Source organism: Proteus columbae (assembly GCF_009914335.1).
In the GTDB taxonomy this organism is placed as follows: domain Bacteria; phylum Pseudomonadota; class Gammaproteobacteria; order Enterobacterales; family Enterobacteriaceae; genus Proteus.
Genome location: NZ_CP043925.1, coordinates 3303512 through 3316223 on the forward strand (window position 1 = coordinate 3303512; position 12712 = coordinate 3316223).

General features: G+C 38.1%; 14 protein-coding genes. 8 read left to right on the forward strand and 6 right to left on the reverse strand.

The window, feature by feature from the left end; all coding sequences use genetic code 11:
• Positions 1-20 precede the first annotated feature (20 nt).
• Positions 21-1520, forward strand: a complete 1500-nt coding sequence (locus F1325_RS15465; RefSeq protein WP_109372996.1) for a helix-hairpin-helix domain-containing protein — start codon at positions 21-23, stop codon at positions 1518-1520.
• 67 nt (positions 1521-1587) lie between these two features.
• Here F1325_RS15465 and F1325_RS15470 read toward each other — a convergent pair whose 3' ends face one another.
• Positions 1588-2004 (reverse strand): TonB family protein, encoded by a 417-nt coding sequence (locus F1325_RS15470; RefSeq protein ID WP_160230682.1) that lies wholly within the window; start codon positions 2002-2004, stop codon positions 1588-1590.
• Positions 2005-2261: 257 nt separating this feature from the next.
• Between F1325_RS15470 and aes the strand changes: the two genes are divergently transcribed.
• Positions 2262-3230, forward strand: coding sequence for an acetyl esterase (gene aes, locus F1325_RS15475; RefSeq protein ID WP_109372994.1), 969 nt, complete (start codon positions 2262-2264; stop codon positions 3228-3230).
• Here aes and F1325_RS15480 read toward each other — a convergent pair.
• Positions 3227-3940: an NUDIX hydrolase gene (locus F1325_RS15480; RefSeq protein ID WP_109373136.1), complete on the reverse strand. Its 714-nt coding sequence runs from the start codon at positions 3938-3940 to the stop codon at positions 3227-3229. The genes aes and F1325_RS15480 overlap by 4 nt on opposite strands.
• 153 nt (positions 3941-4093) lie before the next feature.
• Here F1325_RS15480 and F1325_RS15485 point away from each other — a divergent pair, with 153 nt between their 5' ends.
• Complete coding sequence (locus F1325_RS15485; protein WP_109372993.1) at positions 4094-5113, forward strand: SPFH domain-containing protein; 1020 nt, start codon at positions 4094-4096, stop codon at positions 5111-5113.
• Entirely contained in the window at positions 5113-6057 is a 945-nt protein-coding gene (locus tag F1325_RS15490) for a sugar kinase (protein ID WP_160230683.1), read from the forward strand. Before F1325_RS15485 ends, F1325_RS15490 begins: the two co-directional genes overlap by 1 nt.
• 63 nt (positions 6058-6120) lie before the next feature.
• On the opposite strand, the gene F1325_RS15495 is transcribed toward F1325_RS15490, so the two are convergent.
• Entirely contained in the window at positions 6121-6456 is a 336-nt protein-coding gene (locus tag F1325_RS15495) for a hypothetical protein (protein ID WP_109372991.1), read from the reverse strand.
• 504 nt (positions 6457-6960) lie between these two features.
• On the opposite strand from F1325_RS15495, the gene F1325_RS15500 reads away from it, so the two are divergent.
• The 4 genes from F1325_RS15500 to dhaM all read left to right on the forward strand — a co-directional run bounded on the left by F1325_RS15500 (position 6961) and on the right by dhaM (position 10710).
• Complete coding sequence (locus F1325_RS15500; protein ID WP_109372990.1) at positions 6961-7221, forward strand: ogr/Delta-like zinc finger family protein; 261 nt, start codon at positions 6961-6963, stop codon at positions 7219-7221.
• A 272-nt stretch (positions 7222-7493) separates the two neighbouring features.
• Positions 7494-8558 (forward strand): dihydroxyacetone kinase subunit DhaK, encoded by a 1065-nt coding sequence (gene dhaK, locus F1325_RS15505; RefSeq protein ID WP_160230684.1) that lies wholly within the window; start codon positions 7494-7496, stop codon positions 8556-8558.
• A gap of 29 nt (positions 8559-8587) precedes the next feature.
• Positions 8588-9220: a dihydroxyacetone kinase subunit DhaL gene (dhaL, locus tag F1325_RS15510; RefSeq protein ID WP_160230685.1), complete on the forward strand. Its 633-nt coding sequence runs from the start codon at positions 8588-8590 to the stop codon at positions 9218-9220.
• Positions 9221-9261: 41 nt separating this feature from the next.
• Positions 9262-10710 carry a dihydroxyacetone kinase phosphoryl donor subunit DhaM gene (dhaM, locus tag F1325_RS15515; protein WP_109372987.1) on the forward strand — a complete coding sequence of 483 codons (1449 nt, stop codon included), beginning with the start codon at positions 9262-9264 and terminating at the stop codon, positions 10708-10710.
• 105 nt (positions 10711-10815) lie between these two features.
• Here the strand turns inward: dhaM and F1325_RS15520 are convergent, their stop codons facing one another.
• The 3 genes from F1325_RS15520 to F1325_RS15530 are packed head-to-tail and all read right to left on the reverse strand — an operon-like array spanning position 10816 to position 12701.
• Positions 10816-11667 carry a hypothetical protein gene (locus F1325_RS15520; protein ID WP_109372986.1) on the reverse strand — a complete coding sequence of 284 codons (852 nt, stop codon included), beginning with the start codon at positions 11665-11667 and terminating at the stop codon, positions 10816-10818.
• A gap of 6 nt (positions 11668-11673) precedes the next feature.
• Positions 11674-12210: a fimbrial protein gene (locus F1325_RS15525; protein WP_160230686.1), complete on the reverse strand. Its 537-nt coding sequence runs from the start codon at positions 12208-12210 to the stop codon at positions 11674-11676.
• Positions 12210-12701 (reverse strand): fimbrial protein, encoded by a 492-nt coding sequence (locus F1325_RS15530; protein WP_109372984.1) that lies wholly within the window; start codon positions 12699-12701, stop codon positions 12210-12212. The genes F1325_RS15525 and F1325_RS15530 overlap by 1 nt, the downstream gene beginning before the upstream one ends.
• Positions 12702-12712 lie beyond the last annotated feature (11 nt).

Consider the following 12712-nt stretch of genomic DNA (forward strand, 5'->3'; position numbering starts at 1 on the left):
AGAGAGAATGGGTGAGTTTCATGGCAGAGATCATTACCTGTACAACGCAAAGTGGAAAAATAGTTCAGTACGTCAATGAGATCATTGGCTCTGGCTCAATGAAAGATGTCTATTTTTCCCCTGACCGAACCTACGTTGTTGCCTTCTATAAAACAAAACAGAATGCACAAGCCAAAGATAGAATCGATATGATAACAGGCTCTTATCGACATAATATCTTTGAACAAAGTGGTGGAGAATATTGGAAAAATCTCTTTTGCTGGCCAACGGATGTTGTCGAACATCAAGGCAAAATTGGTATTGTTGTTCCAACTTATCAATCCCACTTTTTCTTTAAATATGGTTCTAAAAACAATGACTTTCTTGCAATAAAAGGTCGAGAAAAAGAAGGTAAATGGTTTGCAAGTGCCAATAACCAAAATAAATTTCTCGATCCTCGTGAAAGAGGTAATCTATTAAATTACCTTAAAGTTTGTTTATTGCTCTCTCGCGCAGTACGACGAATGCATGCAGCAGGCTTATGCCACAGTGATTTAAGCTATAAAAACGTCCTTATCGATCCTGAGCAAGGTCATGCCTGTGTGATTGATATTGACGGTTTAGTGGTTCCCGGTAAATATCCGCCTGATGTGGTGGGAACCCCTGACTTTATTGCGCCTGAAGTAGTAAAAACCAGCCATTTACCGAAAGAAGATCCTAACCGTATCTTGCCAAGTATCACGACAGATAGACACGCACTTGCGGTATTAATCTATATGTATCTGTTTTATCGACACCCATTACGGGGCGGTAAAATTCACGATCTTGACGATGAAATGCGCGATGAAACGCTCTCTATGGGTGAAAAAGCATTGTTTATTGAGCACCCAACTGATCGTAGCAATGCGGTAAAACTTAATCAGGTAAAACCTTCATCGCTACCTTGGGCTGATCCTGAAAAAATCCCTTATACCATTATGGGGCCGTACTTAACGCCTCTTTTTGAAAGAGCCTTTATTACAGGATTACACGATCCTTCACAACGCCCTACTGCTGATGAATGGGAAACGGCATTAGTCAAAACGGTAGATTTAGTTCAGCCTTGTCAAAATAAAAATTGTGAACAACAATGGTATGTTTTTTCTGGAAAAACACAGCCCGTTTGTCCTTATTGCCATACGCCTTATAAAGGCCAATTGCCGATTTTAAATCTCTACTCTTCGCGCAAGGCAGGTAGCTTTAGACCTGACGATCACCGCTTAATGGTATGGAGTAATCAATCACTCTTTCCTTGGCATGTTAATCGCCTTATTGCGCCCAATGAACGCACTACTGATGAACAGAAAAAACGTGTCGGTTATTTCGTTTTTCACAATTCAACATGGTGGCTGGTGAATGAACGTATTGAGGGATTGATGGTATTGCCAGAGAAAAAACAGATAGCCATTGGCGATAAAATTGCGCTAACAGATGGGTTGCAATTTGTATTATCGACAGAAGAAGGCGGACGACTGGTTGTGGTGCAATTAGTCTCAAATTAACGATAACGAGAGAATAATCCGTTTAATTTATCGTGGGTTATTCTCTTTGCTATAAGCTATTTTTAAATCAACGTTTAAATTCCATTGTTAAATTTAAATCTTTTGTCGGTTTTCCTGACTCATAACGCCATTTTTCCATAGCTCGAATAGTCGATAAACCAAAAACCTCCACTAAAGGGGAATCTAACATCCTAATATTTTGCACATATCCATTTTCATCAATATCAAATTTAATATTTAACGCTCCCTCAATGCCTTGAGAATACGCTTTTGCAGGATAATTAGGAAATACTCGTAATAAATTCTTAGGGTGATTTTTAACCGTAAGATTTGACTCATTTATTTCACTCTGAGTTATTTTCTCTGGTTCATCGGCTAATTTTGCTTTCAATAATTGCACATCCGACTGTGTTGATTGAATAGCACATCCATTTAATAAAATGGTGCTGCAAAGTAAACTTAAAATAGCTAATTTTATTTTCATTTTTCTTTTCTGAAATAAGATTAAATATAAAGATACAATAATATATCTCATTATCATTTCTATTCTCAATTAAATATTTAGTTAAGAAAAACTGTGCAATTAATCATATTTCAGCCGTCCTATTTAAATCAAAGTCAGATCACATATTCACGTCTCACCCTTGCTATTTAGCGCTAACGTTCAATATTGGATATCAAGATCCCAGTTTATTAAGCCCCAGTATTTACAATACCGAACAGTGATAATTGGAGGGACTAATGAAAACTAAAAATAAAATCAATGTACTAGAACTTATTTCACCAGAAATGCAGCAAGTTATGCAATTTTATGCAGATAATCCTCAACCTGCGCCAGAAAGTAATGACTACCCTTCTATGCGCCTTGCTTACAATCAAGACAGACGTTATTGGAATGCAGATGCACCCGAAATGTTTAGCATTCAAGATATTTCCGTTAGCACGTCTTATGGCGAGGTACTAACACGCCTTTATCAACCCACAGAAAAAACACCCGCAACACTCTATTATCTTCATGGCGGGGGCTTTATTTTAGGGAATTTAGATACCCACGATCGCATTATGCGTTTACTCGCGTCTTATACAGGTTGTGCTGTAATTGGTATTGATTACTCACTATCACCAGAAGCACATTATCCACAAGCGATTGATGAATCAGCGCAAGTCTGCCAGTTTTATGATCAACATGCTGAACACTACGGTATTAACACTCAACACATTGGTTTTGCAGGCGATTCTGCGGGAGCCATGTTATCGCTTGCTACTGTACTGTGGTTACGCGACAAACAAATCCACTGTGGCAAGGTAAGTGCAGCTTTATTATGGTATGGATTATACGGTTTACGTGATTCCACCAGCCGTCGGCTTTATGGTGGTGAATGGGATGGGTTACGCCAGCAAGATCTAGAAGAATATGATAATGCCTATTTAACCGCGTTAGGCAATCGTGATGCACCTTATTATTGCTTATTTAATAACGACTTAACGCAAGATATTCCCCCTTGCTTTATCGCCAGCGCACAATACGACCCACTTATTGATGATAGCGTGACTCTCTTTAAAACCCTTGAAGCACATCAATCACCTTGTGAATATAAAATGTATCCAGGCACATTACATGCCTTTTTACACTACTCACGCATGATGAAAGTGGCTGATGACGCCATTCGAGATGGCGCTCATTACTTTGTAAAACAACTTAAGAATTAAAACTCAAGATTTCGAATAAAACGATAATCCGCAGACGCCTCTTTAAGTCGATACAGACTTGCAGGGCGTCCTCTCTCTGCCCGTTTTTCTCCTGTATCAATCAATAAATCAGCTTGTTCGATACGTCGTCTAAAGGATTTTTTCTGGATCTCTTTACCAATCAGAATTTCATGAACATGTTGCAACTCTGGCAAGGTAAAAACTTCTGGCAATGCAAATCCGGGAACAATCGAATAGAGTGATTTTTGCTTTAATCGCTCTCTTGCTTGTGTAATTAATTCATTGTGATCAAAAGCTAAGCTTTGTTGTGTAATCTCATCAATAGGACACCACATTACCGAATCCACGGTATCAATATGTGCTTCACACACTTGATGTGCAATCAACGCGGTATAACAGACCGTCACAGACCAACCTCTTACATCACGCAGGTTATTTCCCACTGAACAAAGTTGCTCAATATAAGGAGGGATCACACCCGTTTTCTCTTTTAATTTTCTTAGCACAGTATCTTCAAGGCATTTGTCCTGTACTTCATCGACAAATCCACCAGGTAAACCCCATTTTCCTTTTTCAGGATGCTCTCCTCTTTTCACTAACAATACTTTTAACTGCTCTTCATGATAAGTAAACAGTACCGCATCAACAGTAATCAGTGGGGATAGGAAATCACGGCGGTTATAACTGGCTAAAAAATCTTGTTCATTCATGGCGTAAGCTTTATTAGAAAACGATAAAACTATTTTAAGCCTAAACAGCAAAAAATCAAATTTTGTCATAAAGACACTAAATCAGTTGACAAGCATAGTGTCGATAGGACACAATCCAGTTATTGTCATAAGGACACTAACTGGAGATATCCTATGTTTAACTTAAATTATTTCAAAGCAGACTCATCAACATTCATTATTAAATCGGTAAACGGCAAAATTCGCCAGCAAGGTAAAGGATTGAGTTTTTGGTATAACTCAGCCACAACCTCTATTGCCGCACTACCTTTAAACGCCCAAGAAGCGCCGTTTATTTTCAACTTCCAAACCTCGGACTTTCAGGGCTTACGCATTCAAGGACAAATTTCATTTCAGGTCAAAACACCTGAAAAAGCCGCAGAAGTGCTCAATTTTAACTTGAGCAAAAACGGCAAATCTTATGCATCAGAAGATCCACTAAAACTCAGTGATCGTGTTGTGCGTATTGCACAAACCTTAATCCAAGCAAAGATCCAAAGTACACCACTTAGAGAAGCGTTATTACTCAGCCAATCATTAGTTACTTTGGTGATGGAACAATTAATTGAACACCCATCATTAGATGCATTAGGTATTGCGATTTTAGATGTCTCTATTGCGGCAATCACTCCATCACCAGAAACCTTAAAAGCACTCGAAGCCGAAGCAAGAGAATCCTTACTGAAAGAAGCCGACGATGCCATTTATGCTCGTCGTAAATTCTCGGTAGAACAAGAACGCACCATTAAAGAGGCTGAATTGGAAACCGACTTATCTGTTCAACGTAAACGACAAGAAATTGAAGAAGCACGTTTAGAAAACGAACGCACATTATTACGAGAACAGGCGGAGATTGAAAAAGAGCGCCTTGAAGCCAAAGTAAATGCTGAAGCAAAACGCAAAGAACTGGTCGCGTTAAGTGCTGAAAATCAGCGAACACAATCAGAAGCTGATGCTTATGCTATTGAAGCGACCATGCGTGCTTATCGTGAACTGCCAGTTGAAAACCTAAAAGCCATGGCACTAGCAAAAATGGACTCTCAGCAATTAATGGCAATGGCATTTGAAACCTTAGCGCTGAATTCAGGGAAAATTGGTGAGTTAAATATCACCCCTGATTTATTTAGCCAATTCATGAAAAAAGGCAATAAATAATGGATCGTAACGAAGATTTTCGCTTTGTGCTGGTGATGAGAAAAAGCCGCTTACAGGAATTAATTGAGCGTTTTAATACGTGGTCACAAGCCAAATTCTATTTAGAACATAACAATGTTGAGGTAACGGATTACCTCAACGAACACAACTTATATCAAAAACAGTTAACACAAGCAGAGCTGGTTTTAAAATCATTGGGACGTTTTCAGCTATTAGAAAGAAACTTATTACCTAGCTATCAATTCTCACCCCACGATATTGTGGTGGTGATTGGTCAAGATGGGCTGGTCGCCAATACACTGAAATACCTTAATGGGCAGCCTATTATTGCCATTAATCCCGATCCTTCAAGGTGGGATGGCAAATTACTTCCTTTTGAAATAGGTGAATTAAAAGAGACGGTGATTAATACCATTAATCAGAAAATGCCGTTTAAATCCGTGACTTTTGCACAAGCGACAACCAATGATGGCCAATCACTGTTAGCCGTTAATGATCTATTTATTGGCCCCAAAAGCCACACGTCTGCACGCTATATTTTACAATGGAGTGGTGCTCAAGAAGCACAATCTTCATCAGGAATTATTGTGTCTACGGGACTTGGCTCGACAGGTTGGTTTCAATCTATTCTCGCTGGCGCGATGGCAATCACAGGAGAAGCATCACATCCCCTGTTACAAGGATTTAGCTGGGGTGACAAAAAGCTGCAATTTAGTGTGAGAGAACCTTTTCCAAGTCGAACAACAGGCGTAGCTCTAACCTTTGGAACAATTGAGCCTGATTCACCTTTACAATTAGAATCTTTAATGCCTGAAAATGGGGTTATTTTTTCTGATGGCATCGAAGATGACTATTTACAGTTTAATGCAGGCTGTATAGCACATATTGGTATCGCGGACATACAAGGCCAACTGATTAGCCCTAAAGGGCGTCAGCGTATTTAGGCTTGATGAGGGTGAATAAATAACAATAAAGACATGACAAAAACAGAATAAATCTATTAATTATCAATTAATTAAATCGCCACCAACTTCACATTGTGTATTATTAAACACAGTAATAAAGTCAGCATTGGCACACTGATTATTTAAACTCAATTTCACCATCTCTTGATATGACGGAGAAAACCGAAGTGAAGAAGCGTGTTCTAGTGATTTATCGCCAAAAAAAGAAGAAAAAAGTTGAAGATCAGGGCAAGCATCCATGCTCACCTGATCTTCGATTGCCGTTATTAACATCCGTTGTTCTAACGTCATATTGTCTCGATGCCATCCTTGAGCAATCCAACCCAAACTAAACGCCATGAGTGCAATCCATGCATATAACGCTTGTGTGTTGAACATGACCTAGCTCCTTAGTCATTCGAGACAAAACTTATTTCATCGACTTTTATTATAAAGATCAGCTTTTAACACTTTTCACTTGAACGCTATGCGAAATCCTTTCACACTCAGTCCTCAACTATTGAAAAGTATTTTTACTCACTTCCTTGTTAACTTGTAATAGACATCCTTGTCTATTGCTTTCTACTCACACTGAAAAACAACAGAAAAAATAAATAATAAATTCAATATGTTGCTCATCTCCGTATGATTTAACGTGAAGCCATTATCTACAAACTTTGTATTTTAGGCTAGTAAGTTTGTTCGGTTAACATCGGTTATGTGTGTTTATCCGACAATAACCGAACTAACCCACCCATTTAAAACAATTTTATTTGTTTTTGGCACCTTTAAATCGCTTCAAAACAATTATTTACATCAAAAAACAATAATAAGACTGGTTATAATACAAATTTAAGCTAATATAGAAAGCATGATAGAACTGATAACAAAGAGAAAAATAACATGCGTGTCCTAACTATTTATTGTCCTGAATGTGGCGAAAAAGCGCTTATAAAGAAAAGTAATCGTAAACACAAAGAGCTGTCTGATCTCTATTGTGCTTGTCGTGATCCCGAATGCGGACATACCTTTGTTTTAAACCTCACGTTTAGTCACACTCTTATGCCAAGTGCAAAAAACAAAGATACGTTGTTATTAGATGTGATTAAAAATCTTTCTCCAGAGCAACGAGAGAAAGCACTTACTCTTTTGCAAGGCATGTAATCATCTCGAACAGACACTCTTTTTTTCATTTATTTTTATGATCTTGCTCCCATTCTGACAGGTTATTTGACTAACCTATTCTTATAGAAAGATAAATGATGTAGATTCATTTTTAAGCTAAATAAAAATAATTCTTATGTTTTAAATAAAACAAACGTCGCCTATTGATGCCGTGTTTACCAATCCTTTAATAAATAATGTGTCAGCCCCCAAACCAGAAACCTCATTTCTGGTTTGAAGACTAAACACAAATTTCAAATGGAGCATTTAAGATGAAAAAGCTGATTAATCGAGTTGATGATGTGTTATCTGAACAACTACAAGGCTTTGCAAAAGCCCATCCTGAAATCAAACTTCATCCCTCCTCTTTTTATGTCACGCGAAAAGATGCTCCAGTAAAAGGTAAAGTTGCTCTATTGTCTGGCGGTGGTAGCGGACATGAACCCATGCATGCAGGTTTTGTCGGTAAAGGAATGCTTGATGGTGCATGTCCTGGTGAAATATTTACGTCACCAACACCTGATAAAATGTATGACTGTGCCAAAGAGATTGATAGCGGTGAAGGCGTTTTAATGATCGTGAAAAACTACACCGGTGATGTGCTTAACTTTGAAACAGCGACAGAACTGCTTCATGACGATGGTGTAAAAATTGCAACTGTATTAGTTGATGATGACGTGGCGGTAAAAGATAGCTTATATACCGCAGGACGCCGTGGTGTTGCCAATACCGTTTTAATAGAAAAACTACTGGGTGCGGCAGCAGAAAGAGGCGACTCTCTTAATGAACTGGTTAAATTAGGTCATCACATTAATAACAATGGTTTTTCCATCGGCATTGCCTTAGAAGCTTGTACCGTTCCAGCCGCAGGAAAACCTTCTTTTACTTTACCTGAAAATGAAATGGAGTTTGGTGTCGGTATTCACGGTGAACCAGGTATTGACCGTCGTAAATTTTCCTCTCTCAATGATACTGTTGATGCCATGTTTAATACCTTGATTGAGAATGGTCACTATCAACGAGTGATACGCAATTGGGATCGTGAAAGCGGCACTTGGATCGAGGAAAATCAGGAAAAACAACCTTTAAAATCTGGCGATCGCGTCATTGTTTTAGTTAATAACCTTGGTGCCACACCACAATCTGAACTTTATGGTGTTTATAACCGTTTAACTCAATGCTGTGAAAAATTTGGCTTAACCATCGAACGTTCTTTAATTGGTTCTTATTGTACTTCGCTCGATATGTCAGGGATCTCAATTACGTTATTAAAAGTTGATAACGAGTTACTTACCTTATGGGATGCCCCTGTGAATACACCTGCGATGGTGAAATAAGTCTTTAATAACAAGAAAAGGAACACAAAATGGCTTTAACTCACGCTCAAATTATTCTTTGGTTACAACAATGTGCACTACTGTTTGAAAAAAATAGTGATTATTTAACGGATTTAGATCGTGAAATTGGTGATGCTGACCACGGTTTAAATATGAACCGTGGCTTTAGAAAAGTGCAGGAAAAACTACCTGAGTTTGCAGGACAAGATATTGGCACTATCCTCAAAACTACGGGCATGACATTGCTCTCAAATATTGGCGGTGCAAGTGGTCCTTTATTTAGTACCTTCTTTATTCGTGCAGCCAAACCTACAGCTTCATTGCAAAACCTAGAACTAAATCAACTTGTTGAAATGGTAACAGAAGGTGTAGAAGGCATTGTAAGCCGAGGAAAAGCAGAGCCAAATGACAAAACCATGTGTGATGTTTGGTGGCCTGTGGTTGAGTCATTAAAACACGCTAATGAACAAAACCTTTCTATCAAAGAAGCCCTCTCTCAAGCACAAGTTGCCGCTGAAAAAGCCGCTGAAAACACCATTGCGATGCAAGCTCGAAAAGGACGAGCAAGTTACTTAGGTGAGCGCAGTATCGGACATAAAGATCCTGGCAGTGCTTCTGTGGTACTGATGATACAAGCTCTTGCTAATAGTATTAATGCATAACTGACCAAGCAACCAATACAAGCAACCAATAAAGGTCTACCATGATAAATATTGTTATTGTTTCTCATAGTAAACATCTCGCTGATGGTGTGGCAGAACTTGCCAGTCAGATGCTTAATCCGACTCATTGCCAACTTGCGGTTGCCGCAGGTATCAACGATGAAGAACATGCGATTGGTACTGATGCCGTTAAAATTATGACGGCGATAGAATCACTTTCACAAGCACAATCTATTGTTGTGATGATGGATTTAGGCAGTGCAATCTTAAGTGCAGAAACTGCGATTGAGTTACTTGATCCCGAGCTAGCTGAGAAAGTCACTCTCTGCTCTGCGCCTTTAGTTGAAGGTACACTTGCAGCAGTTGTAGCAGCATCTTCTGGGGCATCACTAGAAAAAGTGATTGAAGAAGCTTCAAATTCTTTATATCCAAAGAAAATCCAACTTGGTGAAAATTTCGTTCAACCTAAAAATGATATTAATGCCCCTGTCAAAATTCACGGTAAAGAGGCAAGTTGGGTAGTTCGTAATCCTCATGGTTTACACGTAAGACCGGCGGCAACGTTAGTTGAGGTGCTTTCTACTTTTCAAGCTGATTATCAATTAGTTAAGGGGGATAGACGTATTAATCCTCTCAGTTTAAATCAGCTTTCATTAATACAAATTCGCCAAGGCGATGAGATAACGCTAATTGCCTCTGGTGAACAAGAAAATGAGGCGATTGCGGCTTTTCTTGAACTTGCCCGAAATGGCTTTGGTGAAGAGCTACCTTCTGATTCTAATACCATAACATTAAACGGTATTTTAGCCCCTGTATCTCAAATTAAAGCACCCGCTTTTGTTTGGCATGAAATAGAGCTCTCACCCGTCGAAAACTTATCAGAACCGATTGATATTGATGCTCAAATTGGCAAACTTAATTTTGCAATAAAGAGTACGCTAAAAGCACTAAAACAGAGTGCCAATAAAGCTAGCCAAAAATTAGGTGAGCATATTGGTGCTATTTTTAACGGTCATATCATGATGTTAGATGATGATGAGTTAATAACAAGCGTGATAGATCGCATCAAAGCAGAGAAGATCAGTGCCCAGCAAAGTTGGTCGGATGAAATGCAAGAAAGAACACAGATGTATTGCGCACTTACCGATCCCTATTTACGCGCGCGTGAACTCGATCTTCGTGATCTACGTAATCAAGTGCTTTACCATTTACAAGATAAAACTCGCCCAAGCTTTACCCCTTCACAACCCGCTATTTTGGTCGCAAAAGAGCTTTTTCCTTCCACATTAATTCAATTAGTTGATAGTCAATTAGTCGGTATTGCTTTAGCAAAAGGTGATAGTCGCTCTCACAGCGCCATTATCGCGGCTGAAATGCGCTTACCGATGTTAGTCAATTTAGGTTCCGCACTATTAAAAGTCACTGAATCCCAAAAGTTAAAATTAGATACCAATAAGGGCGAATTAGTTATTGAACCGATAATGTTATAAACCGCTTTTCAAATTAGACACATAAAAAAACCCGCACAATAATGTGCGGGTAAGTCAACGAAAAACGCTATCAAATCTAGGTCATTATTGACTCTTATAATTTTATTAAGGTATTGATAATACCAATGTCGTAGTACCACTAAAGTTACCTAATGAAGGAGTGCCATTAGTTTGAAGTTTTGACTTCACTCTTACATAGGTGTATTCATTCATTATTGCGTTAACTTGTGTACCAATTGATGCAGGTGAACCATTTAACGTTAAAAAAGAACGGATGCTACCATCTGGTTTTAAGTTTAAAAAATGATCTTCCATCGAACTGGTAATTTTTACTGGCATAGTTTCATTACAAGTGAGCGCAAATTGTTCTTCCGCCTCATTACCATCAACTTGTGTCACATCAAGTACACCATGTGAAATAGTAAGATTATTAGAAACAAATGCACATTTACCTTCAGGCGGTGGAGCAATACCACATACGCCACCAGGTACCATTCTTCCGCTTCCTCCCGTTGCACTACTCGTCATAAAAAAAGCAATACATTCATCAACAGTAACAGATCCAGCATGAGTACTATAATTCACATAAGGGAAAGTCAACCCACATTGATTAACAGCCACATCGCGTATTTCAGCCATAGAGCTTAAATGTTGTAAATCTACATCACACCGCCATCTCGCTCGATGCTCAGTACCCGTTCCTCCCTTATTAGGTTTTGAGTGGAAGTGGTTTAATTGAATATAACACCGACCACTCAAACCTAAACTTTTACAAGGGTTTGGCGTAAATCCCATTTCCGTCCAATATTCCAACACATAGTCATAACGAATATTACCTTTAATTTCTGGAGAAGGACCTGATTTAGTAATATAAGTAAAATAACCTGCTTGTACACTAAATAGAGAAAAACTGCATAGTACAATTAATAACTTTAAAATTTGCTGTATTTTTTTCATTATCTTTTACTCATATTTCAAAGAAAACACGGCAGTAGCAGAAAAATGCCCCGGCTTAATTGATTTATCTGCGATCGCTTTTGCTGTCGCTTGCAAATAAGCAATAAAATTAAGCTCAAAAATGCCATTATTAGGAATATTATATAAGCTGGTGTAATCACCTAATTTGATAGGGACACCTTCTTTAGTCGTAATTTTTATTCCTAAATCAGGATTATTAGCGTTATCGTCTAATGCTAATAATCCGGCAAGTTCATTATGAGTTGCCCCTTCAAATTTGATTTTCACTTGCTTGGCAATAGAGATATCGCACTCTGATAAAGTAATTTTGAAATCCTTTTTCTCGAATTCAAAATAACTTTTATAAATATCATCCAAGCGAATTTCATCAAATACCACATCAACCTGAGAGTGTTCAGGTAGAACTTTGCAAGGTGCGATAATTAATGAACCAAAGATATTAAGATTTTCAGCCGCAAAGACAGAAGATGAAAACAATAAACAACCACCAATAATACAACCAGATAACATTGATTTATTCATTATTGGTACTCCACAAACAAGGTGCCACCCGCGGTAAAATTACCTGGTACCAGTTCACTATTTTCTTTTTTCACCAATACTGCCCAAATTTTTTCAGGGTTATTTAAATTAACCGAATACTTTTTATTTAAATCAATAATAGAATCACCCATCATAAATTTTACGGTTAATTCATTAATATTGGTTCTCAGCCCATTAGGATCGAAGCTACTTTTATTACCATCAATTGATAAATACATATTCCAGTTATTTAAATTTTCTTCACAGGTAATTTGGTAATTAATTTCTCTTTTTTGGTCATAGCCTTTAATTGTTTTTATCGCCACAGGACCAAAATTCACCTCAATCATATTACCGTCATTCACTTTGCAAGGTGGTGGCGTTAATAAATTACCTTTAATCAGCACTTGTGTCTCATTATCTTTCGCTAGACTAGGTGAAGATGATATTGAAAATAAAAATAACATCGTGAGGAATGGATAATAACGCATACTGTTTATTC

Coding starts and splice junctions, on each gene's coding strand:
- F1325_RS15465 (WP_109372996.1), top strand. CDS start 21: ATGGCAGAGATCATTACCTGTACAACGCAAAGTGGAAAAATAGTTCAG.
- F1325_RS15470 (WP_160230682.1), bottom strand. CDS start 2,004: ATGAAAATAAAATTAGCTATTTTAAGTTTACTTTGCAGCACCATTTTA.
- aes (WP_109372994.1), top strand. CDS start 2,262: ATGAAAACTAAAAATAAAATCAATGTACTAGAACTTATTTCACCAGAA.
- F1325_RS15480 (WP_109373136.1), bottom strand. CDS start 3,940: ATGAATGAACAAGATTTTTTAGCCAGTTATAACCGCCGTGATTTCCTA.
- F1325_RS15485 (WP_109372993.1), top strand. CDS start 4,094: ATGTTTAACTTAAATTATTTCAAAGCAGACTCATCAACATTCATTATT.
- F1325_RS15490 (WP_160230683.1), top strand. CDS start 5,113: ATGGATCGTAACGAAGATTTTCGCTTTGTGCTGGTGATGAGAAAAAGC.
- F1325_RS15495 (WP_109372991.1), bottom strand. CDS start 6,456: ATGTTCAACACACAAGCGTTATATGCATGGATTGCACTCATGGCGTTT.
- F1325_RS15500 (WP_109372990.1), top strand. CDS start 6,961: ATGCGTGTCCTAACTATTTATTGTCCTGAATGTGGCGAAAAAGCGCTT.
- dhaK (WP_160230684.1), top strand. CDS start 7,494: ATGAAAAAGCTGATTAATCGAGTTGATGATGTGTTATCTGAACAACTA.
- dhaL (WP_160230685.1), top strand. CDS start 8,588: ATGGCTTTAACTCACGCTCAAATTATTCTTTGGTTACAACAATGTGCA.
- dhaM (WP_109372987.1), top strand. CDS start 9,262: ATGATAAATATTGTTATTGTTTCTCATAGTAAACATCTCGCTGATGGT.
- F1325_RS15520 (WP_109372986.1), bottom strand. CDS start 11,667: ATGAAAAAAATACAGCAAATTTTAAAGTTATTAATTGTACTATGCAGT.
- F1325_RS15525 (WP_160230686.1), bottom strand. CDS start 12,210: ATGAATAAATCAATGTTATCTGGTTGTATTATTGGTGGTTGTTTATTG.
- F1325_RS15530 (WP_109372984.1), bottom strand. CDS start 12,701: ATGCGTTATTATCCATTCCTCACGATGTTATTTTTATTTTCAATATCA.